Source organism: Bacillus tianshenii, assembly GCA_020524525.2.
Classification (GTDB): Bacteria; Bacillota; Bacilli; order Bacillales; family Bacillaceae_N; genus Bacillus_AV.
The window spans coordinates 553,506-576,807 of sequence record CP129018.1 but is presented as its reverse complement, the minus strand read 5'-3'; the positions used below and the strand labels follow the sequence as shown (position 1 = coordinate 576,807).

The 23,302-nt window shown below is 41.4% G+C and carries 29 protein-coding genes; 11 read left to right on the top strand and 18 right to left on the bottom strand.

From position 1 onward, the window contains the following. Positions 1-22 precede the first annotated feature (22 nt). The 3 genes from LC040_02850 to LC040_02840 form a co-directional block, all read right to left on the bottom strand. The gene (locus LC040_02850; protein WLR51864.1) at positions 23-448 is read right to left on the bottom strand and encodes a hypothetical protein; all 426 of its coding nucleotides are present in this window, start codon (positions 446-448) and stop codon (positions 23-25) included. A 761-nt stretch (positions 449-1,209) separates the two neighbouring features. Continuing rightward, a complete protein-coding gene (locus tag LC040_02845; protein WLR51863.1) occupies positions 1,210-1,641 on the bottom strand; it encodes a hypothetical protein in 432 nt (143 codons plus the stop codon). 163 nt (positions 1,642-1,804) lie between these two features. Next, positions 1,805-2,815: a zinc-binding alcohol dehydrogenase family protein gene (locus LC040_02840; GenBank protein ID WLR51862.1), complete on the bottom strand. Its 1,011-nt coding sequence runs from the start codon at positions 2,813-2,815 to the stop codon at positions 1,805-1,807. A gap of 159 nt (positions 2,816-2,974) precedes the next feature. Here LC040_02840 and LC040_02835 point away from each other — a divergent pair, with 159 nt between their 5' ends. Beyond that, a complete protein-coding gene (locus tag LC040_02835; protein WLR51861.1) occupies positions 2,975-4,108 on the top strand; it encodes an alcohol dehydrogenase catalytic domain-containing protein in 1,134 nt (377 codons plus the stop codon). Between the two features lie 292 nt (positions 4,109-4,400). Here LC040_02835 and LC040_02830 read toward each other — a convergent pair whose 3' ends face one another. The 6 genes from LC040_02830 to LC040_02805 all read right to left on the bottom strand — a co-directional run bounded on the left by LC040_02830 (position 4,401) and on the right by LC040_02805 (position 9,195). Continuing rightward, positions 4,401-4,592 carry a hypothetical protein gene (locus tag LC040_02830; protein WLR51860.1) on the bottom strand — a complete coding sequence of 64 codons (192 nt, stop codon included), beginning with the start codon at positions 4,590-4,592 and terminating at the stop codon, positions 4,401-4,403. Positions 4,593-4,609: 17 nt separating this feature from the next. Beyond that, complete coding sequence (locus LC040_02825; protein WLR51859.1) at positions 4,610-5,050, bottom strand: ATP-binding protein; 441 nt, start codon at positions 5,048-5,050, stop codon at positions 4,610-4,612. After that, positions 5,047-6,486: a PAS domain-containing protein gene (locus tag LC040_02820; protein WLR51858.1), complete on the bottom strand. Its 1,440-nt coding sequence runs from the start codon at positions 6,484-6,486 to the stop codon at positions 5,047-5,049. Before LC040_02820 ends, LC040_02825 begins: the two co-directional genes overlap by 4 nt. Before the next feature lie 123 nt (positions 6,487-6,609). Further along, a complete protein-coding gene (locus LC040_02815) occupies positions 6,610-6,912 on the bottom strand; it encodes an STAS domain-containing protein (protein ID WLR51857.1) in 303 nt (100 codons plus the stop codon). Positions 6,913-6,932: 20 nt separating this feature from the next. Continuing rightward, complete coding sequence (locus tag LC040_02810) at positions 6,933-8,297, bottom strand: HAMP domain-containing methyl-accepting chemotaxis protein (GenBank protein WLR51856.1); 1,365 nt, start codon at positions 8,295-8,297, stop codon at positions 6,933-6,935. A 157-nt stretch (positions 8,298-8,454) separates the two neighbouring features. Then, positions 8,455-9,195: a DUF4230 domain-containing protein gene (locus LC040_02805; GenBank protein WLR51855.1), complete on the bottom strand. Its 741-nt coding sequence runs from the start codon at positions 9,193-9,195 to the stop codon at positions 8,455-8,457. A 108-nt stretch (positions 9,196-9,303) separates the two neighbouring features. On the opposite strand from LC040_02805, the gene LC040_02800 reads away from it, so the two are divergent. Further along, positions 9,304-9,678, top strand: coding sequence for a hypothetical protein (locus LC040_02800; protein WLR51854.1), 375 nt, complete (start codon positions 9,304-9,306; stop codon positions 9,676-9,678). 85 nt (positions 9,679-9,763) lie between these two features. Next, complete coding sequence (locus LC040_02795) at positions 9,764-10,525, top strand: FixH family protein (protein WLR51853.1); 762 nt, start codon at positions 9,764-9,766, stop codon at positions 10,523-10,525. A 25-nt stretch (positions 10,526-10,550) separates the two neighbouring features. Here LC040_02795 and LC040_02790 read toward each other — a convergent pair whose 3' ends face one another. From LC040_02790 to LC040_02770, 5 genes are all read right to left on the bottom strand, one after another. Next, positions 10,551-11,741, bottom strand: coding sequence for an MFS transporter (locus LC040_02790; GenBank protein WLR51852.1), 1,191 nt, complete (start codon positions 11,739-11,741; stop codon positions 10,551-10,553). Then, complete coding sequence (locus tag LC040_02785; GenBank protein WLR51851.1) at positions 11,722-12,171, bottom strand: MarR family transcriptional regulator; 450 nt, start codon at positions 12,169-12,171, stop codon at positions 11,722-11,724. Before LC040_02785 ends, LC040_02790 begins: the two co-directional genes overlap by 20 nt. 125 nt (positions 12,172-12,296) lie before the next feature. Next, on the bottom strand, positions 12,297-12,575 hold the full coding sequence (locus LC040_02780) for a YrhK family protein (protein ID WLR51850.1): 279 nt from the start codon (positions 12,573-12,575) through the stop codon (positions 12,297-12,299). 63 nt (positions 12,576-12,638) lie between these two features. Further along, positions 12,639-13,199 (bottom strand): FAD-dependent oxidoreductase, encoded by a 561-nt coding sequence (locus LC040_02775; protein WLR51849.1) that lies wholly within the window; start codon positions 13,197-13,199, stop codon positions 12,639-12,641. A 12-nt stretch (positions 13,200-13,211) separates the two neighbouring features. Continuing rightward, a complete protein-coding gene (locus LC040_02770) occupies positions 13,212-13,397 on the bottom strand; it encodes a hypothetical protein (GenBank protein ID WLR51848.1) in 186 nt (61 codons plus the stop codon). Between the two features lie 135 nt (positions 13,398-13,532). On the opposite strand from LC040_02770, the gene LC040_02765 reads away from it, so the two are divergent. The 5 genes from LC040_02765 to LC040_02745 all read left to right on the top strand — a co-directional run bounded on the left by LC040_02765 (position 13,533) and on the right by LC040_02745 (position 16,639). Beyond that, entirely contained in the window at positions 13,533-13,856 is a 324-nt protein-coding gene (locus LC040_02765) for a thioredoxin family protein (protein WLR51847.1), read from the top strand. 86 nt (positions 13,857-13,942) lie between these two features. Then, positions 13,943-14,791 (top strand): Ku protein, encoded by an 849-nt coding sequence (locus LC040_02760; protein WLR51846.1) that lies wholly within the window; start codon positions 13,943-13,945, stop codon positions 14,789-14,791. 14 nt (positions 14,792-14,805) lie between these two features. After that, entirely contained in the window at positions 14,806-15,747 is a 942-nt protein-coding gene (gene ligD / locus LC040_02755) for a non-homologous end-joining DNA ligase (GenBank protein WLR51845.1), read from the top strand. Positions 15,748-15,759: 12 nt separating this feature from the next. Further along, positions 15,760-16,446: a non-homologous end-joining DNA ligase gene (ligD, locus tag LC040_02750; GenBank protein WLR51844.1), complete on the top strand. Its 687-nt coding sequence runs from the start codon at positions 15,760-15,762 to the stop codon at positions 16,444-16,446. 37 nt (positions 16,447-16,483) lie between these two features. Next, entirely contained in the window at positions 16,484-16,639 is a 156-nt protein-coding gene (locus LC040_02745; protein ID WLR51843.1) for a hypothetical protein, read from the top strand. A gap of 12 nt (positions 16,640-16,651) precedes the next feature. Here the strand turns inward: LC040_02745 and LC040_02740 are convergent, their stop codons facing one another. Continuing rightward, the gene (locus LC040_02740) at positions 16,652-17,290 is read right to left on the bottom strand and encodes a YitT family protein (protein WLR51842.1); all 639 of its coding nucleotides are present in this window, start codon (positions 17,288-17,290) and stop codon (positions 16,652-16,654) included. Positions 17,291-17,488: 198 nt separating this feature from the next. Here LC040_02740 and LC040_02735 point away from each other — a divergent pair, with 198 nt between their 5' ends. After that, a complete protein-coding gene (locus tag LC040_02735; GenBank protein WLR51841.1) occupies positions 17,489-17,641 on the top strand; it encodes a hypothetical protein in 153 nt (50 codons plus the stop codon). An 80-nt stretch (positions 17,642-17,721) separates the two neighbouring features. On the opposite strand, the gene LC040_02730 is transcribed toward LC040_02735, so the two are convergent. From LC040_02730 to LC040_02720, 3 genes are all read right to left on the bottom strand, one after another. Beyond that, positions 17,722-17,946: a Nif11-like leader peptide family natural product precursor gene (locus tag LC040_02730; GenBank protein ID WLR51840.1), complete on the bottom strand. Its 225-nt coding sequence runs from the start codon at positions 17,944-17,946 to the stop codon at positions 17,722-17,724. A gap of 429 nt (positions 17,947-18,375) precedes the next feature. Then, positions 18,376-19,755 (bottom strand): S41 family peptidase, encoded by a 1,380-nt coding sequence (locus LC040_02725; GenBank protein ID WLR51839.1) that lies wholly within the window; start codon positions 19,753-19,755, stop codon positions 18,376-18,378. Positions 19,756-19,801: 46 nt separating this feature from the next. Continuing rightward, entirely contained in the window at positions 19,802-20,380 is a 579-nt protein-coding gene (locus LC040_02720; protein ID WLR51838.1) for a PilZ domain-containing protein, read from the bottom strand. Positions 20,381-20,749: 369 nt separating this feature from the next. On the opposite strand from LC040_02720, the gene LC040_02715 reads away from it, so the two are divergent. Continuing rightward, complete coding sequence (locus LC040_02715) at positions 20,750-20,944, top strand: hypothetical protein (protein WLR51837.1); 195 nt, start codon at positions 20,750-20,752, stop codon at positions 20,942-20,944. Between the two features lie 286 nt (positions 20,945-21,230). Then, entirely contained in the window at positions 21,231-23,186 is a 1,956-nt protein-coding gene (locus LC040_02710) for an EAL domain-containing protein (protein WLR51836.1), read from the top strand. Positions 23,187-23,302: the final 116 nt, after the last annotated feature.

Below are 23,302 nucleotides of genomic sequence, written 5' to 3'. Positions count from 1 at the left end.
AGAAATTTCTTTTCCATTCTTTTTAATTGAAATGAGCTTTTTTTTGATTCGACTGTCTTGCGAATTCAGCTTGAAATGAGTTTGCGGTGTTCGTAAATTTCGTTTCGGTTTTTTCCGAGGCTTTTAAGCGATTATCGACTTTTTTCCACTGCTTCAATTCCGAGTCTTGATAAAATTGCGGCTCTAAATAAATCTCCTCTGTAAACGTTCCATCTGGGTTCAAGAAGCGTTTTGAATACTTTGTACGTTTACTTTTCAATTCAACTTTTTCCTCTGGAAGTTCTCTTGGTAATTCCCCGATATTAGGTTGAATTCCCTCGTTCTTTTGTGGTGTGCGGGCTGACTTACCTGGCGCCGCACTGACGTTTGGTGCTACTAGAGCAAAAATTAAGCAAAAAGAAAGTATGACCGAAATCATTCGATTCATACGACTGACAGAAAATGTCATAAAATTCTCCTTTCTTGATATAAATGGTAATTTGTTGAACCTTTCATCATCCGGATGACAATGTTAAATGTAACAAATTCTACACATTTATTTAGAATTAATTTATGGTAACAATGATGATTACTTACAAGTATTAATAAAACTGTTAGTAACGTAATAAGTAAGACCTAGCTTCTTTATTTGGTGTTATTTCCCTCTAACTCCTAAATAATCTTATAAGTTGCCTTGTTGTACACTTAATGGGTAATTTTCACAGATAAAGAGGTTTTCCAAAAACTATACTTTCGAATCACAGTAATTGTTCCTAAACCATTTATCCTTCCTTTCCCTCTATCGAATTAGAAATATTTTGTTTAAAGACAAGATAAAAGACTACCTAAAAGGAAATAAGAGATAGTTTTTGACTACTATTATCGTAGTTGTGATCGGAGGAGAATTAGACACCTCTATGAAGCAGGTAAAACCTTCCTTTCTCAATACAAAAAAAGAACCCAGCCAACTGACTGAGTTTACTTCCTTTTATTAACACCCAGGCATCCATGTGAATAAGTACACATCGGACTTTTTGATTGTTGCCCCCTCGGTTTTTTATTCTAAAGATCCTCTATTAGCCTATGTTAGGAACAAACCTTCGAGTTGGCGCCTGTCTATATATAAGAGCCTATTTTTCCCCAAACAAAAACGCTTAGGCCTATTACCTAAGCGCTTCCCTTCAGTTTCCTTGTAACGTACTTCAAATAATCACTTTTCTCTACAAACCGTTAAGTTTGCTTTAACTTCTTGATTTCCTCTTCTGACAGTTCTGTAATTTTCTTAATCTGTTCAATTGAAAACCCTTCACGCAGCATTTTTTCAGCTACTTCGTACAAACTTGCTTGTCTTCCTTTTTTATGCCAAGAGGTTTCAATCTTCATAACGGCTTCCTCCTCTTCTTCTGGTAAAGTTTTAATTTCAGCCTGAAGTGTGATTTCTTCCTGTTCACTTAACTTCAAGTATCGCTCAAAAAAACCTGTAATAAGCGTCATCCGGGCATCATCCAGCTCCATTTTCACAAGCATACGTAGGAATTCTTTCTTCACTTGCACACGTTCAGCCCTGCTGTAATTCATTTTACTAAGCAGCGCCGCCGCGGCTGGGTTGGGGGCTTTCAAATATCCTTTAATGGAAGCGGATCTCGAAGGTGTCTTTTTCATTTTATTATACAACATACTTGGGAAAATTCTCGCCGCTTCAGGAGGGAATATTGAAGCATTTAAAATGGAAATAAGAGGGGATACTTCTACTATTCAACGAAAAAACATAAATTCCTTTTCCTCAAACAAAAACGCTTAGGCTTTCTACCTAAGCGCTTTCTCCTTAAAATCCTTCAACAACAAGCTTGCCGATCATTTTACCTGATTCAATTTTGCGATGTGCTTCCTTCAAGCGTTCAGCGTTAATTGGGGATAACGTTTCATTTAAGGTCGACCGGAGTATACCCTTATCAAGCAGTTCACTCGTCTGCTTCAGCAAACGATGTTGTTCGATCATATCTTCGGTTTCGTACATGGCGCGGGTAAACATGAATTCCCAGACGAAGGTTGCACTTTTATTTTTTAACACACCGAGTGGAAGGTCGTTTTCATTTTCAACAATGGAACAAATCTTTCCTTGTGGAAGAATCGCTTCGCCCATCTTATGCCAATGAAGATCTGTGCTGTGTAAGCAGAAAATATAGTCTACACCGTTAAGTCCTTTTTCGGAAAGCTGGGGCAGAAAGTCTTCGTGATGGTTGATCACTTCATCTGCACCTAATTCCTTACACCACGCTTCTGTTTCAGGACGAGATGCAGTTGCAATAACGTGAAGGCCGCTCCATTTCGCCAGCTGAATCGCAATCGAACCGACGCCGCCAGCACCATTAATAATTAAGATCGACTTCCCTTCATCCTTTTCTTTCGTTATGCCTAATCGCTCATAAAGTCCTTCCCACGCCGTAATCGTCGTAAGCGGCATGGCCGCAGCTTCAGCGACTGAGAGATTTGCAGGCTTTGGTCCGACGATTCGCTCATCGACGAGCTGATATTCACTGTTTGAGCCTTGACGTGTGACATCGCCTGCATAGTAGACTTCATCACCTGGCGCAAATAAAGTGCAGTCCTCCCCGACAGCTTCGACAATACCGCACGCATCCCAGCCGAGCACTTTCGCTGTTTCCTCAACCTTTTCTTTCGGACTGCGAACCTTTGTATCAACTGGATTAACAGAGACAGCTTGTACATTCACTAAGGTATCACGACCGCTTGGCACAGGCTTATCCAATGTAACATCAACAAAGCTGTCTTCCGCTTCAATCGGCAAATATTTGTATAGACCAACTGCTTTCATATCCTCACTCCTTGTAAGAAAATTCACTACTTCATCTGCTTTAACACTACCACCAGCTGGCGCCTCATTTCAATCCTAAGGCTTTCGTACCAATGTTTAACAATTGCGCTAATCGTAAACAAGGAAAGTGTGAGAAAAAATAAGAAAGGTGTTGAGAACATGAAGGCCTTAACATACCAAGGCAAAAACAAAGTCGAAGTGAAAAAAGTAGATGACCCGAAGATTCAATATGATGATGACATGATTGTCCGTATAACAGCAACAGGTATTTGCGGTTCTGATCTTCACTTATACAAAAACGGTATCCCACTAGAAGAAGACTACATTATTGGGCATGAACCGATGGGAATTGTGGAGGAAGTTGGGCCAAAGGTGAAGAAGGTGAAAAAAGGCGACCGTGTAGTGATTCCTTTTAATATCGGGTGTGGTGATTGTTTCTTCTGTAACAACCAAATGGAAAGTCAGTGTGACAATTCAAACCCACACAGTGATGCAGGTGCCTTGTTCGGTTATTCCAAGCAATTTGGGAACTATCCAGGCGGACAAGCGGAATACTTACGCGTTCCATATGCAGATTTCACCTCTTTTGTTGTACCTAAAAACAGTGAGCTTGCTGATGAAAGTGTGCTGTTCCTCTCTGATGTTGTTCCGACCGCTTATTGGAGTGTCGAGCACAGCGGTGTGAAAAGAGGCGACACTGTTCTTGTATTAGGCTCCGGTCCAATCGGCTTAATGGCTCAGAAGTTTGCATGGTTAAAAGGCGCAGCACGTGTGATTGCAGTTGACCATGTTGAGCACCGGTTAGAGCATGCGAAGACAACAAACAGAGTAGAAACGTACAACTTTGAAGAGCACGACGACATTGGTTCTATGCTGCATGAGTCCACGAAAGGCGGAGCAGACGTCGTTATCGACTGCGTCGGAATGGACGGGAAAGTTTCAACGAAGGAAAAAGTCAAAAATGCGGTCGGCAACCAAAAAGGCACAATCAGCCCAATTATCACCGCTTCACAAGCTGTCCGAAAGTTCGGCACTGTTCAATTGACAGGCGTATACGCAAGTGAAGCCGATAACTTCCCGCTCCCTGATTTCTTCTCACGCAACGTCTCCTTAAAAATGGGACAAGCGCCTGTTATCCACTTAATGCCGAAGCTGTATGACATGATTGAACGAGGCGAATTCGACCCTACAGACATTATTACCCATAAGCTAAGTCTGGACGATGCTCCAAAGGGCTATGATATCTTTGATAAGAAATCAGACGATAATATTAAAGTGATCTTGAAGCCATAAGAATAGGCTGGGACGAATGAATGTTGCATAAAGAAAACCTGAACAATTTTGTTCAGGTTTTCTTTATGCAACAACAAATGCAGTGACCGCTCCGTCAACATACTTCGCTTTCCGCGGGCACGGCCTCAGTCTCCTCAGAAAGCAAAGATCGCTTTCCTGCGGGGCCTTCGGACTCGTGCTGTTCCCGCAGGAGTCTACGTATGTTGACTACGCTACAGCTTATCCATTTGATGACTAATATTTCATTGTTCGTCTTTTCTTTTCTATTGACGATAAAGGTTGTATCCCCGCCTTATTTCTTCAACTGCCTTTCAATGACATAACCACTTCCGACCCAAGCAAACGATGCAATGAAAGCTTGAAAGGCCGCGCGTACTACCCCTTCTCTATGTAATTCCTCTGGCTGAAAAAGAGCACCATAGATTAGAATCAATACAAAAATGCCAAGAAAATAAAGAAAAAACCTCGTAGTCAACTGTTTCAAATTAACCGTTCACCTCATTATTTCGAACACGAATGATCTTTTACTAACAATAACTCATTTCCTTGCTTATTGTACATCATTCGGTCAACGAGTTCTCGCATCATGAATATCCCTCGGCCTGATTCTCCATATAACGAGTTTTCCTTAAATCCTTGAACATCCTCACCAATGATTCTTAATCTGTCATTTCCTGCAAATCCAACACTGTTATCACGGATACGAATCATCGTTTTCTTATTCAACGCTCTAATCTCAAGCTGAACCATTATACTCTTAGCTGGAAGATTTGGCGTACCATGAAAGAAGCAATTATTAACCGCTTCATTAATCGCAATTTCAACAAAATAAAATTGATCGCCTAAACTTCGCTGCAGGCACCCATTCACTTCTTCTCTTAATGACACATACTGTTTGTAACCCTCGATGGAAAACACATATTGCTCGCGTTCTCGCTTCATTTTATCCCTACACATAAACCTGTTGCATCATCCTTTTCTGAGCCTTTTTTGGCAGTCTTATCGATATAATCCCATAAATCATCATTCGCAAGATTCTTTTCTACATCTTGCTTGTCCATCATTTCCAGTATTCCATCTGTAATAAAATAGTACTGATCACCGCTCTTAATCCTCTGACTGTATTCCTCAAAAACAGCATCTTCAAACATCCCAATGAACATTCCCGGGACTTTCTTTACGTATGTTTTTTCCGAACTGCTGACGAGAAATTTATTAATACCTGCAGCCGCATAGCTCATTTCCATCTTATTAAAGTCGAACACCACATAGAAACCAGCCGCATAATAATCCTCATTAAATATTGGAAAGCACGATTGGTTTAGCCACGCGAGCTTTTCTGACAATGAACAACTTTTCTTCGCTACTTGATGAAAGAGCACTCTCAAGCCAGAGGAATGAAGAGCAGTAGCGACCCCGTGCCCCATAATATCGGCTAGGAATAATTGAAGAACGCCATCCTCTTCATGAAAAGCAAACAAATCACCGCTTACATATTGATTTGGATAATAAATTGAATGGATGGTTACCCACTGATTATCGATGTCAGCAGGCAATAAATTCTTTTGAATATCTCCTGCTACTTTCATATTTTCCTGGATCGCCAGCCGCTCTGTTATATTTCTGCCAACCGCTGCATACCCAATAAACCGTTCCTTTGCATCCTTCATCTCCGTGATGCTCCAGTGAAACGGAATCAGTTGGTCATTGTTACGAAGCAGCTTGCACTCAAACTCAACTGCACCTGTTTCTGTAATCTCACGTAACAATGATTGAGCTTGCTTGGCATTGATTTGGTAGAGAAGGTCATTCACATGTTTACTTTCAAGCTGTTTGTTTGATAAGTCCGTATAGTCATTGAGCTGCTTATTCCACTTTATTAACTGACCAGTCTCATCAGCGACTAAGATAATATCTGAAATCGATTCAAGCAGTGCTTTCTGGTCAAAGAATGCATTCAAGATTTCCTGCTGCTTTTCTTTCCGAATCGTAATGTCGTTTTGAATACCGACAAATAAGTCAAGCGAACCGTCCTGGGCAAAAATCGGGTCAATCGTTAATTCATTCCAAAAGATTGTCCCATCCTTACGATAATTTTTAATTTCCACGGTAATACTTCTCTGTTGCTGAATGGCTTTTCGTATCTGCTCAATCGTATGCTTATCACTTTCTTCCCCTTGCAGAAACCGACAGTTACGACCGATAATCTCCTCTTCTGAATAACCTGTTAATGTGGTGAAAGCTTCATTGACATAAATAACAGGATTACCAGCTACCTTCGGATCGGTTACAATCACGCCCGCAGACATACTTGCGATCGCTTGCAGCATCCAATTCTTTTGATTGAGCGTTTGCTGACGTGTTCGTTGTCCCTCCATATGGTTTCTCATCTCTTTTCTTTAGAAAAGGGCGGAGCTCCCGCCGCTAAGTGAGTTGCTCCCACCACTTTCATGAAATTTCTAGGCTCAATTACCTGGCTGTTCTCTTCTCAACATCGCTGATTATTGAATCGTAAATACCTTCGTTAAGCGTGTTAATTCGAACATTTCCTTCACCATGCCGTTAAGCCCTTTGATAATTAATGTTCGGTTATTTTCTTTCGTCCGCTTATGTACGGCTACAAGTACACCTAAGCCGGCGCTGTCAATATATGTGACGCCCGTTAGATCACATATAATATGTTGATTTGAATTTTCTAAATATTCTAGGATTTTTTCTCGCAGGATCGTTGCTTCATCAGCGTAGATCTTTCCACTCAAGACGAATATGATACCATCCTCATTTTCTCTAATCTCTTGAATCACGCTTCTCTACCTCCTGGCTGTTATATGTTGAACCTCGCAACGGAATGCTTTAACTCTGCGGCCATCTTGTTCATTTGCTCTGAGCTTTCAGCAATTGAGCCCATGGAAGCAGTTGTTTCCTCTGTAGAACTGGATACCTCATGTGCACTTGTATCGGTGTTTTCGATAAAGGTCGCTAGTCCATCAATTAATGCTACAATCTTTTCAGATGTCGCTACCTCTTCATTTGTTACATTCACAATTTCATGAATATCAGACACGGTACTATTGACAGCTTTAATAATATTATCAAGTGCTTCTCCGGCGCGGTTTACCGTTTCAACACCTTCATCTACTTCTGCTTGACTTTCTAACGTTGCCTGTACAGAAGACTTTGTCGTTTCACTAATTTTCTTCGTAATTTGCGAGACTTGCACAGCTCCATCATTTGATTGCTCGGCAAGCTTTCGTACTTCTTCTGCAACCACTGCAAATCCCTTGCCCGCTTCTCCTGCACGTGACGCTTCAATTGCAGCATTTAAGGCAAGCAGGTTTGTCTGCGCGGCAATACTTGTTATCGTATCTGTAATGCCAGTAATTTCTTCACTATATTCTTCAAGCCTTGTTGTCATTTGCTTTGCTTCTTCCGCCTTCACCTTAATATGCTTCATAATTTTGATGACGTCGTTTACAGCATCTCTACCTTCCGTTGCGGTTTCTGACGTCATGCTTGAATTCTCATCTGCTGATTTTGCTTTATTTTGTGCAATTTGAATAAGCGATGACAGTTCTAATAATGCTTGTGAGACTTCTGTCACCGAACCATGCCCTTTGTCGGCTTCTTCTGCTAGTGAATGCGTATTTGCTGAGATCGTCTTCGCTACACTTGTCATTTCTTCAATAGATGTCGCATTTTGCTCAGAGGAAGCTGCTAGTTCACTAGATGACTGACGAACGGTACCGATCACATCTCGCAAACTATGGATAAGGTGATTGAACGCATTTGCCAGCATGTTCATTTCATCTTTTGTCTTCACGTTAATTTTCTTGGAAAGATCAATCTTCTCCCCTTGCATTTCTTCGATCGTTTTCACTATTTCATTTACAGGGCGCAAGACGAACCGCTTGATGCCGAACTGGACAAATGAAATGATAATGATGAGGTTAATAATTAGTGTAAAATATGTTCGCAATAGGACATTTACTTTCTGCCCTAGAAAATCCAATACCCCTGACTCAAATACAAGCATTTGAATATAAGCAATAGGCGCCCCTAAGATTAAGCTGGTAAGAACCGCCATAATAATAAGCAAACTTAATTTCTTGGCGATCGAGGAACGTATGTTTTTCGCCATTTTGTTTTCGAGGAATACCTTTTGAAATACCCTGTTGCCCTCTTGGTCCATTTTTACCACTCCCTAGTATCATTATCTCTAACTTACCTTATCTTAACAAAAATGATAAGTATTTCGTGTGATATTAAGCACACAACCTCCTCGAAATAAGTCATTAGACCTATTTTTATCGATTGCAAAAAACGCCCCATAAATGAGGCGCTTCCCATTACTGATATTCAACTTCTACATCATATCCCGTCTTCGCAAAAAACTCTTCCAATACTTTCACAGCTTGGTCTTCTGCTCGGGTGAACAGACCCATTGCTTCCGCTTCCTCTGTCATCTGCTGTTTCGCTTCGCCTGCATATGCAAAGCCTTCATCCCATTTCACTTCTCCGCGGAAGACACCTTCTACGGAAAAGAGCTGCACGTCATCAACGTTGAGTGACGGCTCTTGAAGCAATTCAGCGTGCGGCAGGATGATCGTCATCGTCTTTTCTTCATCATTCACACGGATATCATTCTCTGAAACTTGCTTTAAATCAACACCAGCAAGCACCTTGCCCGGAATAATTAACAACACCTTACGCTTCGTTCCTGGGAAGTTAATGTTAATATTTTTACCGAATAATCGGTTATCCTCTTCTTCAATCACTGTTTTCACGTAAGCCTCAGCAGTCGCAAGCTTTGCAAGCTCCCGCACTTCATTGACATAGCTTCCACTCGTTTTCGTTGCAGAAGACTGCGTCATATACCAAATCGTCCCGCCAGCTGCGAGTAGAATGAGTAACGTTAAGAGAAACAACCACTTTCCCCACGTTTTCAAAAAAACATGCCACAAAACAGATAGAAGCTCGGCTGAACGGCTTGTCCGTGGTTCTGCATAAGCCGCCGCACTCTCTTTACGTGCCTGCTTCATATCTTGGAGGATATCTTCTAATCTATGAATTGGATCCTTCTTCTTCATTTTCCTCTCCTTCTTAAAACTTACTTATCTAGAATAATAAAGGATTTTGTCGAAAACTGCACATAAAATTTGTAAATTTGATAGGATATACCTGAAAGGATGTTGACATTGAAACAAAACCGCTTTTTGACAAGCATCGGAATCACTGTTTTTTCTACGTGCTTAGCCGCTGTTTTAATCGGCACACTAATTTATTTCAAAGATAAGCCATCTGTTTCAAAGGAAGAGGCAGAAAAGCTTGCGATTGAACAAGCTGAAAGAGAGGGTTATGAAGACGTCACATTGTGGGAAAAATACGGCAGTGAGATGTACGATACATACATTTATTCTAAGGAAGAGGAAAAAGACGTACGTGCGTGGGAAATCCGGCTTGATGCACATGGAAATGAGCCAGAGAAGAACGCCCCTGCGGTGATTTACTATATTCATCAGAAGAGCGGGGAGGTTGTACGAACGATTTACGGGACAACTCCGCCAAAATAATTTGTGAAGCTATTTCACAGTTTGCACACATTTATCCGCTATACTATTCCTTTAACAACTCGAAAGGACAGAAAGGAGTCTAGAAATGAAGAAATTATCTGTTCTACTGCTTGCGCTGCTTGTCGTATTAAGTGCTTGCGGTCAGGAAAAGCAAACAAACGAAGGTACAGATTCGCTTCAGCCGCTTGAAGTAGAAATCAAACTGCCAGAAGAGATAAAACCAAATGAAGAAACAACCATTTCTACATACGTATCACAAGGCGGTGAAGCAGTGAATGATGCTGACGATGTTCAATTTGAGCTGTGGAAATCCGGCCAAGATGAACATGAAATGATTGAAGGGGAATTCCAAGAAGACGGCATCTATTCATTTACACATACTTTTACAGAAGAAGGAACCTATTATGTCGTTTCCCACGTCACAGCTCGTGATATGCACAATATGCCGCGTGAGGAATTCGTCGTCGGTTCACCGTCTGCTTCTGAACAAGCTGATACAGAAAGCGAACACGAACACGACGAACAGTCAGAAGATGAAGAAGCACACGGGCACGGCTCAGAAGTGATGATTTCATTCACATCTCCTGAACAAGTAAAAGCAAATGAAGAAACTACGCTCAGCGCAATGATTATGCAAACTGAACAGCCGCTTACAGAAGGAAAAGTCCGTTTTGAAATATGGAAAGAAAATGACCATAACCACGAGTACATCGATGCTACAGAAGATGGAAATGGTAAATATTCAGCTGTTACGACATTCTCTGAAGCAGGAACTTATAACATAAACATTCATATTGAAAAAGGCGATATTCATGACCATACAAAAGAACAATTAACTGTAAAATAGCTGCCCCAATTGGAGCAGCTATTTTTTAGATTCCAGCGTTATAGGACATTTCTTTCTTCGGCTTGCGTTGAGTAAGCTTATAAAGTGTCATACTGACAAGCACGAAAAACGTTGCAAGCATATATAATTTGCTGTAGCCGAACATTCCCGCAAGCATCCCTAATACATACGAGCCTGTCGCAATCCCTGTATCAAAGAAAGTAAAAAATGTCGCTGTCGCATGCCCGCACCGATGCGGAGAAGCTGAGCTTACGGCAAGTGTTTGAAAGCTCGGCACAAGATTTCCATAGCCAATCCCAATCAATGCTGCCGATAATAACAGCATCCAAGCTGAATCAGTCATACTTAATGCAATCAACCCGCCAGCAAAGATAACAAGGCACGGATAGATAACATAACCGCCGCCCATCCGATCAAACAGCCTTCCTGTAAATGGCCGTGAAACGAGCATCACACCAGCAAACACGACAAAGAAATAACCTGCCGCCTCAATAAGCCCCAACGACTTTGCATAAATCGAAATAAACGAAATGACGCTCGAATAGGCTAATGCAGTGAAACTGCCGACAAGGGCAATCGGAAGCGCACGCCGTTCAAACAAATCATCAAACGATAACTTCCGTTTCTCCACCTTCCCGTGATGTTCCGTTGTTTTAACAAACGTTGTCGCGATAATCCCTACTGCCATTACAACACTTAACACGAGGAAGAGCAGCGTAAATGAGAGAAACTGCAGCAGCGTCAACGCAAAGAACGGTCCGGCAACGACTGCAATGTTCATGGACATCGCAAAATAGCCTAATCCCTCGCCACGCTTTGCCATCGGAATTAAATCAGCAGCAATCGCTCCAGTCGCCGTTGTTAAAATGCTAAACCAAATGCCATGAAAGAACCGAAGCCCAAGCAATGCATAAAACCCTGAAAGCGGCATGTATAGAACCGTTGCCACCGCAAAGAAAACAAGGCTAATCAACAGCATTCGCTTCTTCCCAAACCGCTCAAGCAGCCGGCCAGAGAAAGGACGAACAATGATCGCTGAAAGCAAAAACACCGTTACAACAAGCCCTGCCTGTGAATCTGTACCACCTAGCTCATCCGTCACATAAATCGGCAACGTTGTCAGGAGCGCATAGAAGACAGAGAACACAAAGAAATTACTTACAAAGATATTCACAAAGCTTCTCGTCCAGATCTTTTCATTCACCTGATGTGTCATTCACGCCGTCCCCTCTCTCATTGCGCTGTCCAATCATCCGCAACAAAATGAGTAACGTATCCTGCTGTTCATCTGAAAGACTGCGCACCATCTTTCCTTCAAACTCACGCACAGCAGCTTCCACTTCAGGCAAGGCCTCCACCGCTTTATCTGTTAAAGCAACGACCCGCTCACGCTTATCTGCTCCGCTCTTGCGAAGCACCCAGCCTGTTTCCTCTAACCGCTTCACCGTTCTGGTAACTGTCGGTGCCTCAACATTTAAATACTGCCAGATCGCAGTCTGACTCATCGGACCGAACTTTTTCAAGCAATGTAGAATCGCCCATTGCGAATGATACAGCCCATATTGTTTCAATGTTCCATCGACTTCCTTCTTCACATAACGCGCCGTTTGAAAGATTTCGTGAAACAATTGATTTGTATCTTCCATTCTTTCCACCTCAATTAATTAACTAAGTAAATAAACCAATACACCCCATTCTAACGATGCGGCCCGCTGTTGTAAAGAAATAAACGTTTAAAAACCCTGTGCAAGTCAGCACAGGGCATTTCCCTTCAAGAGGAGTCTCTTTTTTGTCTAATCTTTTCTAAATGCATTTTCCGCTTAATTCGAATAAGCGGACGAATCAACAGAAGCAAGCTGCCAAGCACAAACAGCCAAATCCCTGCATGCTTTGTCGCTTCCCAGAAGAAAAATACACTGCCAACTAAAAACATTAACCCAATGAGAATATCATTTAAATTATATAATACTTCATACCGCCTTGTAATAACTAGAAATTCCTGTTTTCCAATAGGGATATCGAGTTCATCATGTTGAGCGTTCTTATCCATCTACTTTCACCCCTGCTGGACGCAAAAACTCCCAACCATTTGGTCAGGAGTTTGCTTTTTTTATTATTTCAATACATCGTGGTCTACATAACGCTCGCCGTTTAGTTCACTAATGACGTTAATCGCTACTTTGGCGCCGTCACCTGCGGTTATGATGGTGTGGACACTGACACCTGCGCATGTACCTGCAGCCCATACGTTATTTAGATTTGTCCGGCCATCTGCATCAACTACATAGATGGTCTTAATCTTTGGCTCTCTCCCGTCTGTTGTCTTAAGACCGCTCTTTTCCGCAACACTTGGTAAGACGCCTGTTGCGAGGATCACATGCTTGCCTGTATATTCACCGTTCTCCGTTGCCACCACTACCCCGTTGTCTGTTGGGCGAATTTCAACAGCTGTATCCTCAACGTACTCAGCACCGAACTTCTCTGCCTGCTTCTTACCTGTTTCAATTAAATCAGGACCTGAAATACCGTCGACACCATAGTGGTTATCCATCCACGCTTTTTTCGTGATGCTTTTGTCATTATCAATAACAAGCGTTGTCTTTCCTGCTTTCGCCGCAAAAAGCGCTGCACTGGAGCCGGCCGGTCCTGCCCCAACTATAATAATTTCTTTCATTCCATCAACCCCTTATTTATTGCTGACTGTTTTGTACCATTGCGTAATTTTTTCGTTAATAATTGGGTAATCTTCTGAAAAAGGATAGCCGCTCTTTCTAATCGTTTCTTTATCTGTCTCACTTAATTGTGTCCAATCCTTTTTCACTTCGTTCGAAATCTCTACTAACTTCTGCAAATCAAATAAAAAGTCCTGCACCAAATTCCCTCCTTATTCTGTTTGCTGCTGTTATCTATTTTCCTTACTTTCCCTGCTGAGCAGAAACTGAAACACATCCGCTTAAATGCGTTATAATGGAACAAATATTTACAGAATCAGAAAGGATGTCTCATAATGCAACCGTTACACACCATTGAAGAGGTAGATGCATTTATTCAGGACAATTCATTAGCTCTTATTTATATTACGCGTCCGCAATGCTCTGTTTGTGAGGCGATGTATCCGAAAGTGAACGAACTGCTTGAGCGCTATAGTGCCATTCAAGCGGCAAAAGTCAATGCCGCAGAGCTGACTGAGATTTCAGGAAAGCTGTCGATCTTCACGGTTCCGGTTATTTTACTATTTACTGACGGGAAGGAAGCTGTCCGCAAAGCCCGCTTCATCCCGATGGAAGAGCTTGAACATGACATTTCAAAAGTTTATAACTTGATGAACTAGCTCGGCACTCGGCCGGGCTTTTTTCAATCTTTTTCCTCACATAAAAGATTTCTACAAACAAAACCTTTCATTAGGAGGGAAAAGCTATGCATACGATTTGGAAAGGAAACATTTCATTCGGTCTTGTCAATATCGCTGTGCGCCTGCATGCGGCGACGCAAAACAATGATGTGAAGCTCCGTAGTCTTCACAACGAATGCCATTCACCAATTAAGTACCAAAAATATTGCCCTGTCTGTGAGAAAGAGCTTGAACATGAGGAAATTGTAAAGGGCTATGAATACGTGAAAAATAAATTTGTCGTCCTTAGCAAAGAGGAATTAGAGGAACTAAAAAATGAAAACGAAGAGAAAAATGTCAGCATTCTCGAGTTTGTCAAGCTTACCGAAATCGATCCTGTCTACTTCGAAAAGACGTACTATTTGTCACCAAACCCAGAAGGCGGCGGCACACGGGCTTATACTCTGCTTCGCCAGGCATTGGCCGACACAAAAAAGATCGGTGTCGCAAAAATCAATATCCGCTCCAACGAACGGCTTGCAGTTATCCGTGTGATTGACAATGCGATTGCCTTAGAAACCCTTTACTTCCCTGATGAAGTACGCGAAATCGGCTCTATTCCAAATTTGCCTGAAAGCTTCGAAACGGATCCGAAAGAACTTGAAATCTCGAAAACATTAGTCGAACATCTTACCGCAACATTTGAGCCTGAAAAATATAAGGACGAATACCGTGAATCACTTCAAGAACTGATTAACGCAAAGCTTCAAGGCAAGGAAGTCGTGCATGCCGCACCAGCTGCCGCGCCGCAAACAAATGTAGTTGACTTAATGGAAGCGCTGAAAGCCTCCGTTGACCAAACGAAGCCGCTAACGCAGAAGAAGAAAACAACCAAGAAACGAAAAACATCGACCTCGACCCGGAAAAAAGCATAAGGAGCGGATTCACGATGGAGTTACAACCAATACAACCATTCGAACCCGTGAGAGCTGATACGATCCCAAACGGCGAGCATTGGATACATCAAGTGAAATGGGACGGTGTTCGGGTGTTAACCTATTTTGACGGCGGACAAGTGAAGCTGATTAACCGGAACGGAAATAACCGCACCGCGCAATACCCCGAATTCATCGATATTACGCGCTATTGTATGGCTCGGTCTGTGATCCTCGACGGAGAAATCATTGCACTCGTTGATGGAAAGCCTTCCTTTCAACAAGTAATGAAGCGCGACCGTCTCAGCTCGTCCTTCAGCATTAAGCAAGGGATGCTTGAAGTACCTGTTACTTATATGATTTTTGATATCCTCTACTGCAATGGAAAATGGATGACAGAATCGCCACTCCGTGACCGCCAAGAGCTCTTGCAACGGATTATCGTTACCCAAGAAAATGTCCAGCTTGTCCACAATTTTGAAAATGGCATTCGCTTATTCGATGCAATTAAATCAAAAGGATTAGAAGGAATTGTCTCAAAGGATTTGCGGATGCCCTATCAAGTAAATGGAAAAGACAAACGCTGGCAGAAGGTGAAAAATTACCTTGATTTATATGCCGTAGTCGGCGGGGTTACCTATCGCAACAATGTCGTTAACTCGTTATTGCTCGGTTTGTATACAGACGGGGAGTTTCAATATATCGGCCATGCCGGCACAGGAAAGCTTCGCCACGCTGACTGGAAAGCGTTAACGAATGAAATTGAACCACTTCTTACTGAGGAAGCACCGTTTACAAATCCGCCTCAACAAACGGAACGAACGCGCTGGGTGAAGCCAGCACTAACCGTGAAAGTGCAATTCATGGAGTGGACAGACGACAACATCCTCCGCCAGCCAAGCATCCAAGCATTTGCTGATAAACCGATCAAAGAATGTACATTTGCACAGAGCTAAGGAGGACAACCCATGACGACAACTGTTCAATTTACCAATATCGATAAAGTCCTCTGGCCTCAGCTGCAAAAAGGGGACTATATCCGTTATTTATATGACGTCGCTCCTGTCATGCTACCCTTCCTAGAAAACCGGCTCTTAACTGTAAAGCGCCTTCCAAACGGCATAAAGGGCGAAAGCTTTTATCAGAAAAATTGTCCTGACTATGCCCCAAGCTTCGTGCAGACGCATTACGCTGATGACAACAACTATATTATTTGTAACGATGTCGACACATTGCTTTGGCTCGGCAATCAACTTGCGATTGAATACCACGTTCCTTTTCAAACAATCGATTCAGAAGAGCCAGCTGAGATCGTCTTTGACTTGGACCCGCCGAGCCGTGATCACTTCCAGCTTGCTGTGAAAGCAGCTCGGTTGATTAAGGAAGTTTGCGATTCACTAAAGCTTACATCTTTTGTCAAAACATCTGGCAACAAAGGGCTTCAAGTCTACCTTCCGTTGCAGGAGAACCATCACACGTATAAGGATACAAGGCTCTTTACACAATTTATCGCCAACTACTTAACGACGAAAGAATCGAACCTTTTTACGACAGAACGTTTGAAGAAAAAGCGCGGCCAGAAGCTGTATGTCGACTACATTCAACACGCAGAAGGGAAAACAATCATCGCCCCCTACTCCCCTCCGTATCAATGAAGGACCATTTGTCGCAGCACCATTATTTTGGGACGAAGTGAATGACAGCTTATCGATTGAAAGGTTTACAATCGAGGAAGTTCGAAAGCGAACAAACAGTGGAGAACATCCATTGAGAGAGCTGAAAGAAACAAACAACACACAAGCACTACAGCATGTGCTTAAATGGCTGAAGGAAAATGAAAAAGGTTAGGGCTAATATTCCCTAACCTGATGACGTTAGACATTGTTTTTGTTTTGTCATTCCTTTTTCAAGCTTAGCAATATACGGCATAAGGAAATTAATAATCGGGCCGCTAGAGAGCGCAATTATGATAGTTCCAATTCCAATTGGTCCATGAAAGAAAAAGGCGAAGGTAACGAGCACAATATTTAGAAGTATACGGGAAATCGCCACATTCAGCCCTGTTAGCTCATGCACAACAAGCATCGAGCCATCCATTGGAATCGGAGCGAAGTTAGCCTGCAAATACGTTGCAATCCCTAACCCTGAAAGCAGCAAACCAGCACCAAGACAAATGAATTGCCCAATCATTGTTTCTGGAACAAGCCAATCACGGACGACAAACAACCAGAAGTCAATTCCAAGTCCGGTAATAAATGAGGTAAGCAACGCTAAGTACTCCGGTCTTCTTCGAAGTGCAATGGCATTACAAAGCACCATTACTGCACCAACAATAATTTCCCAACTACCAACCGTTAGACCGACCGTTCGATATAAACCGACAAGCAAGGCATCAAAAGGCGAAGTCCCAAGCCGTGATTGAATCGCAAGTGAAATACCGAGCGTAAGAATCAACAGCCCACTTATATACAAAATAAACTTCTCTCTCGTCAGCCGCATGCGACTCCTCCTCTCTTCTGCCAATAAGCTGTTCAACATGACTATCATACGCTGATACATTGCAATTGACAACCACCACACATACATATTTTGTATAAATCAGGTTATCTTATTGAACAAGTGCCGCGCATGGCTGCCAACACCAAGTATCCTAACATCAGCGGCACGTTTATTTAAACGAAGAAGGAGCGATTAAATATGGCAAAACGTACAAAAAAGAACGACCCACAACAAAAACATAAACGCGGCATAGAAGAAAAACAGCATGATGCAGAATTCAACAACGAATTCGGCAGTACCCAAGCTAACCGCTACAACGAAGGCGGCGCCCAATCAGGCACGAAGAAATAAAAGCAGAGGCGACGAGCATACCAAAAAAGCATGGAGCCTCTCCATGCTTTTTACTGTGATTACCGTTCTAAATGAGTGAACTAAGGGTTCATCTTTTCTAGCAATCTTTCAAGCTCTGTATACGAAAGGTTAAGCTCATTCATATCTTCCTCTAGCGATTCCCATTCCTGCGCTGTAAATAAAAAACCATATGTCTTCGCCAGTATAGCAATCTCTTCTGCAGAAGGCTGCTCTGTTAGGCGGCGGATTAACTGGTCATCTTGATCAGCGTATTCTAAAAATCGAACGATATGGACCAGTGCCATCTATACTCACCCCATGACGCCATACTCTTCACCTTCCTGGAAAAGGTAGAGTACTTAATTTTTTTAATGCAAAATAAACGATTATTTCAATATGCTTCAACGTGAATTATTCTAAAGGGATTACCGGATATTTATCACACCATACGTTTATCCTACTACATTTTATCCTTTTTTACATTATTTGAAACATATTCTTAAAAATTTTATGTTACATTGGAATTTTATGTATAATATGTCGTTCTAATTATTACTTTCTCAAAAAATCACACTATATCTAAAGAACTGCTCTTTTTCTGAAAAAATAAGTTTATTAATTGCAAATGAAGAACTTCCACTATAACGGAAAAAGATCGCCTTCACGATACGAAGACTATAATAAGCCAATGAAATAAGACCAACGCCAAAAAACCTCCAGCAGGAGCTGAAGGTTTAAGCTTTCACTTTTACTTGTACGTAAATCCCTTTGGATGCCAGCTTATGATTCGACGTTTTCCAATTCGGGTGAACGAATAAGACATATTCATTGCCAACTTCAAGCGGCTTTTCTGGCTTAATGCTTAATGTTCGATTATCAGTCATTTCTGATTTGTATTCAATCTCTTTACCGCCTAATTCAATTAGCTGGACGGTGTCTGGGTTAAATGTTGTGATATCAATCGGCTGAGTAAACCGTATTTCAAATTTCTTATCTGGGACGACTTCTGTAAGCTCGGCCATTTCTTGATAGTTCTTATGATTTTCGAGCAGCATTTGAAAATGAGCGTCTTCAAGCGGGGTTTCAGTGGCAACATCCGGCTCAACCCCTACGTCGTTAATTTGGTTGTACTTAGGTGTGTAGAAGCGCGATGTCGTCATCTTAAGCGCACTGCCGTCCGATAATTCATAGATCTTCTGCATAAGACCTTTACCAAATGTCTTCTCGCCATAAATGGTAGCAGCCTCGCCATCCTTTACTGCTCCTGCAACGATTTCAGAAGCACTGGCGCTTTGATTATTCACAAGCAAAGCTGTTTCTCCCTTAAACTGGGTTGTCTGTGTGAAAGCTGGGAATGTATAAGAACCGAAGCGATTCTCCATCACAAGTGTCTTCTCAACATCTGGAAACAAGCCTGTCATTCGTTGTGCAGCAGAAACATAGCCGCCGGGATTATTGCGCAGGTCGACAATCCACTTTTCAACATCATTCATATACTTTAATGCCTTCTTCATTTCCGTAACCGTTTGATCATTGAAGACCGACACTTTCATGTAGCCAATATTCCCGCCTAACTGTTCGGTCGTTACGCTTGGAAGCTTCACTTCTTTACGCATAATTTCTACGACGTACGGCTGACGAGCACCTGAATGCTTAAGAGTAAGAAGCACAGATGTTCCTGCTTCGCCTTTAATCATCTTCGTCACTTCTTCAATCTTATTGCCTTCTACACTTTTCCCGTTCACGCCAAGAATTGTGTCTCCTGTTAACACCCCTACCTTTGAAGCAGGACTGTCTGGAAAAACATTTGTCACTTCTATTTTGTCTTCTTTCTGGTCGACCATAATACCGATCCCTGCATATGATTGTTCGATACTTTGAATGAACATTTTCATTTCATCTTTTGTAAAATATGCAGTATATGGGTCGAGGTGCTCGAGCATCTCCGACACGCTGTCTTCTTGTAAGACATCTTCATCAAGCTTATCCACATAGTACTTCTCCAATAAGTCACGAACCTCATCTAGTGGTGAAGCATATCCTGCAGGCACAAAAGCTGTAAAAAACAAAAGTAGTGCAAACAGGATGCTGAGGCGATACCTTAAAAATCTCATAAGTTCACAAACTCCTTATCTCGTGTAGTCTCACAGCCCTGTTTTTTTAATCTATTTCTTTCGCCATATTCGTCGCTAATTGCTCGGAAAGAATAAATTTCCGCAATACAAATTCATTCTCTTCGTTTATATCATGAATCTCACAACCGTAGCGATACATACTATCTGACGTGCTTTCATTGCGAATAACAATTTCTGCACACAATTTCAACACATTTTCTTCAATATAAAGCAAATACATTCTTTCTTTTCGAATTGGATGAGTCGTGGCAATCCCAAGACCTTTTCGGCTTATATCTAGTACTCTTGCATCTGTTTTCTCACCGTTAGATTCAGCCTCTTGCGAAACGTGTAAATGTGCTGGGAAATCGACTTTAAGGCGCGGATGTTTTCTTTTCTCGTTTGGAAATTGTTCGTAGAATTGAGGCACAAGGATAAATAGATGATTATCTTTCACTTTCAGCACCTTTGACTCAAATCTTACCCCTGTATAGAGACAAGTAATTTTATCGCCGGCCTTATATTCCTGTGGGTTTTTGACGATAATTTTCATAAGTTCGCCTTCAAATAAATAGAGCGCACCCGTATAAAGCTTATTATCTTTCACGAGCTTTATGTAATCCATAAAACTGTCTTCTCCTTCGCCTAAAAACATAATAATGACGCTTTCGTCTTAACAACTAGGTGCCAAAGACTTGTGCGCTTACACATACGCCGTACGTCCCCTGTCTTCATTGACAAGGAAGGTTGCACTAGTTTCTTGCCGTTCTCTTACCAAAAAAATTCACATTGGAGCTGTTGCTTATTTTTCTTTTTTTACGCTTGCGCATTCCATTATATCATGAAATGTCAACACATAAACCTTCAATTATATAGTGTAATCTGAAGGTATAGACCTTCTTACCATAGCGGTTCTCTCATTTTACAAAAATAACTAATTATTACCTTATATATTACCTAATTATAAGAGATAAAAACCTGTAGGAGCTGGAAAATGAGATATAAATTGTTACATACGACCTTCAAACGAAGTATACGCACAGCAGTCATTCTGGATTTTCAAGCAAATGAAATCCTTGAAATCCCTTTATCAAAAGAAGTACTAGCAGAATTACCAGAGGAATTAAGGAAATATCTTGATTCTAAGTGGGATAAATTAATGAATGGACATTGGGATTACACACCTTAAGTATGAAATAGTTGTATATTTTTCACATTCTATATAAGTAATTATAAAGAAGTACTTGTCGAATGATGTAAACTCATGCAAAATAAGGATTGTCTAACATTTACACTTAAGACATCTATATATAATAGAACTAGTGTCAATTTAATGAAATTTACCTTATTTTTACTAACAATAAGGCCTTTTCTATTATAATAAACTTGCCCTACTATTAACATTAACGTAACTTAAGCCATTACTGAATAAGCGGCTTTCACCGAAGTTACATTTTGGAAGGTTGTGAACGAATGTGAAGAAAGAACAAAAGCCGCAGTTTACATTTCATAACGGGCTGTACTATGCCTTTGTATTTACATCGATTTATGTATTAGTCGGAGGAGTTGGTATTTTCTTTCTAGACTGGCTCATTTCGACTATTGCTGAGAATGAACTTCACTATCAAGAACTGACATCTTTTAAAGGTTGGATTTTCCTTATCTTCACAGCGTGTATTATGTTCTATATTGCCCTGCGCTTTATCTACCGCGACCGGGTTCATATCCAAGAGCTGCTTCAAACAAAACAAGAGCTCAACTTATATGGAAAAGTGTTTGAACAGATGCATGAAGGCTTAATTATTACAGATGAACGATCAAGAATTACCCATGTAAACCCTTCGTTTGAAGAAACGACCGGCTATAGTAAGGACGAAATTACTGGAGAGTCCCCAAGCGTTCTTAATTCTGGCATGCATTCACGGGAATTTTATGAAAGTATGTGGACAGACCTGCAACGACAAGGTCAATGGTCAGGCGAAATTATTAACATGAGGAAAAATGGTGAAGTCTATCCAGAGCGGCTTAGTATTACACAAATTTGCAACGAAGAAGAAAAGGTTACAAACTACATCGGTGTATTCACTGATATATCCAAACAACGAAAAGCAGAAGGCAAAATCGAATTCCTTACACACTATGATTCACTAACACGCTTGCCTAAGCTGCGGTTGTTTATGAAACACTTAAACTACTTAACTGAAAGCGGCGAATATGAGAAAAACGGCTTCAGCCTATTTATCATTGACATTGGGAAGCTCAAACAACTAAATGCTGCATACGGTTATAAAGTTGGGGACGAATTATTGCAAAGAGCAGCAGCACGCATTCAACAACGCTATCGCGGCTATACGATTGCCCGTGTTAATTCAAAAGAATTTGCATTAGTCCTCCCAGGGATTATCGACCCACAAGCCGTAACAAAGGAAGCAGAAGAACTATTAAAGCACCTTGAGTCAGGGTTCAAGCACGAAAACAATGAATTATTTATTACAGCAAATATAGGGATCAGTACCTTCCCGAACGACAGCAAAAATGCGGATGAATTGTACAAGTATGCGATGCTTGCAAAAACCATTTCAAAGGAAAAGCATCGGACAATTCAATACTTTGGCGATGAACAGCAAGAAAATGTAAAGCGAAAAACAATGCTTGAATCGCACCTTCATAAGGCGTTAGAGAACAATGAACTACTCTTATACTTCCAGCCTCAAATTGATCTAAAAGAAGAAAAAATTTGCGGACTTGAAGTACTAATGCGTTGGCAGCATCCAGAGCTTGGTCTCGTTTCACCTGTTGACTTTATTCCGCTAGCAGAGGAAACCGGCCTTATTATCCCATTTGGTGAATGGGTACTCGAAACAGTCTGCAAGCGCCAGCAGCAATGGGCAGCTGACGGACATGAACCAATCAAAACAGCGATTAACCTTTCACCGAAACAGTTCCAGGATCCGAACCTTGTCAAAACCACTCAACGGATATTGGAGAAATATGGCGTTGATCGTTCATTAATTGAATTTGAAATTACCGAAAGCATCAGCATGTTTCAAGAAGAAGCCGTTATCGAAACACTCATACAACTTCGAAGCCTTGGTGTCGAAGTTTCAATCGACGATTTCGGTACAGGCCACTCGAACTTAAGTTATCTACAGAAGCTGCCGATTGATACATTAAAGATCGACCGCTCCTTCGTCTGGAATATCCCAGATAATAAAGGAAACATCGCTTTAACGAATGCGATTATTGCGATGGCACATGAATTGAACTTGAAAGTTGTGGCAGAAGGGGTCGAAACGAAAGAACAGATGAATTTCTTACAAGAGCAAAACTGTGAATACGCGCAAGGCTTCTTTTTCAGCCGCCCTCTTCCTGAACAAGAAATCATCGAATTATTGCTTTCAAGCAAAAAAGACACGATTTGCCAAGCATGACTCTAAATTAAATGTATCGGAAACAGCACACTTCCTCAACAAGGGGTGTGCTGTTTTTACATAGATTTAATAAAGCTCTTTAAAAAGTGAATATTTAGACAATACCCTTTAATTAT

Coding starts and splice junctions, on each gene's coding strand:
- LC040_02850 (WLR51864.1), bottom strand. CDS start 448: ATGACATTTTCTGTCAGTCGTATGAATCGAATGATTTCGGTCATACTT.
- LC040_02845 (WLR51863.1), bottom strand. CDS start 1,641: ATGAAAAAGACACCTTCGAGATCCGCTTCCATTAAAGGATATTTGAAA.
- LC040_02840 (WLR51862.1), bottom strand. CDS start 2,815: ATGAAAGCAGTTGGTCTATACAAATATTTGCCGATTGAAGCGGAAGAC.
- LC040_02835 (WLR51861.1), top strand. CDS start 2,975: ATGAAGGCCTTAACATACCAAGGCAAAAACAAAGTCGAAGTGAAAAAA.
- LC040_02825 (WLR51859.1), bottom strand. CDS start 5,050: ATGAAGCGAGAACGCGAGCAATATGTGTTTTCCATCGAGGGTTACAAA.
- LC040_02820 (WLR51858.1), bottom strand. CDS start 6,486: ATGGAGGGACAACGAACACGTCAGCAAACGCTCAATCAAAAGAATTGG.
- LC040_02810 (WLR51856.1), bottom strand. CDS start 8,297: ATGGACCAAGAGGGCAACAGGGTATTTCAAAAGGTATTCCTCGAAAAC.
- LC040_02805 (WLR51855.1), bottom strand. CDS start 9,195: ATGAAGAAGAAGGATCCAATTCATAGATTAGAAGATATCCTCCAAGAT.
- LC040_02795 (WLR51853.1), top strand. CDS start 9,764: ATGAAGAAATTATCTGTTCTACTGCTTGCGCTGCTTGTCGTATTAAGT.
- LC040_02790 (WLR51852.1), bottom strand. CDS start 11,741: ATGACACATCAGGTGAATGAAAAGATCTGGACGAGAAGCTTTGTGAAT.
- LC040_02785 (WLR51851.1), bottom strand. CDS start 12,171: ATGGAAGATACAAATCAATTGTTTCACGAAATCTTTCAAACGGCGCGT.
- LC040_02780 (WLR51850.1), bottom strand. CDS start 12,575: ATGGATAAGAACGCTCAACATGATGAACTCGATATCCCTATTGGAAAA.
- LC040_02775 (WLR51849.1), bottom strand. CDS start 13,199: ATGAAAGAAATTATTATAGTTGGGGCAGGACCGGCCGGCTCCAGTGCA.
- LC040_02765 (WLR51847.1), top strand. CDS start 13,533: ATGCAACCGTTACACACCATTGAAGAGGTAGATGCATTTATTCAGGAC.
- LC040_02760 (WLR51846.1), top strand. CDS start 13,943: ATGCATACGATTTGGAAAGGAAACATTTCATTCGGTCTTGTCAATATC.
- ligD (WLR51845.1), top strand. CDS start 14,806: ATGGAGTTACAACCAATACAACCATTCGAACCCGTGAGAGCTGATACG.
- ligD (WLR51844.1), top strand. CDS start 15,760: ATGACGACAACTGTTCAATTTACCAATATCGATAAAGTCCTCTGGCCT.
- LC040_02740 (WLR51842.1), bottom strand. CDS start 17,290: ATGCGGCTGACGAGAGAGAAGTTTATTTTGTATATAAGTGGGCTGTTG.
- LC040_02735 (WLR51841.1), top strand. CDS start 17,489: ATGGCAAAACGTACAAAAAAGAACGACCCACAACAAAAACATAAACGC.
- LC040_02730 (WLR51840.1), bottom strand. CDS start 17,946: ATGGCACTGGTCCATATCGTTCGATTTTTAGAATACGCTGATCAAGAT.
- LC040_02725 (WLR51839.1), bottom strand. CDS start 19,755: ATGAGATTTTTAAGGTATCGCCTCAGCATCCTGTTTGCACTACTTTTG.
- LC040_02720 (WLR51838.1), bottom strand. CDS start 20,380: ATGGATTACATAAAGCTCGTGAAAGATAATAAGCTTTATACGGGTGCG.
- LC040_02715 (WLR51837.1), top strand. CDS start 20,750: ATGAGATATAAATTGTTACATACGACCTTCAAACGAAGTATACGCACA.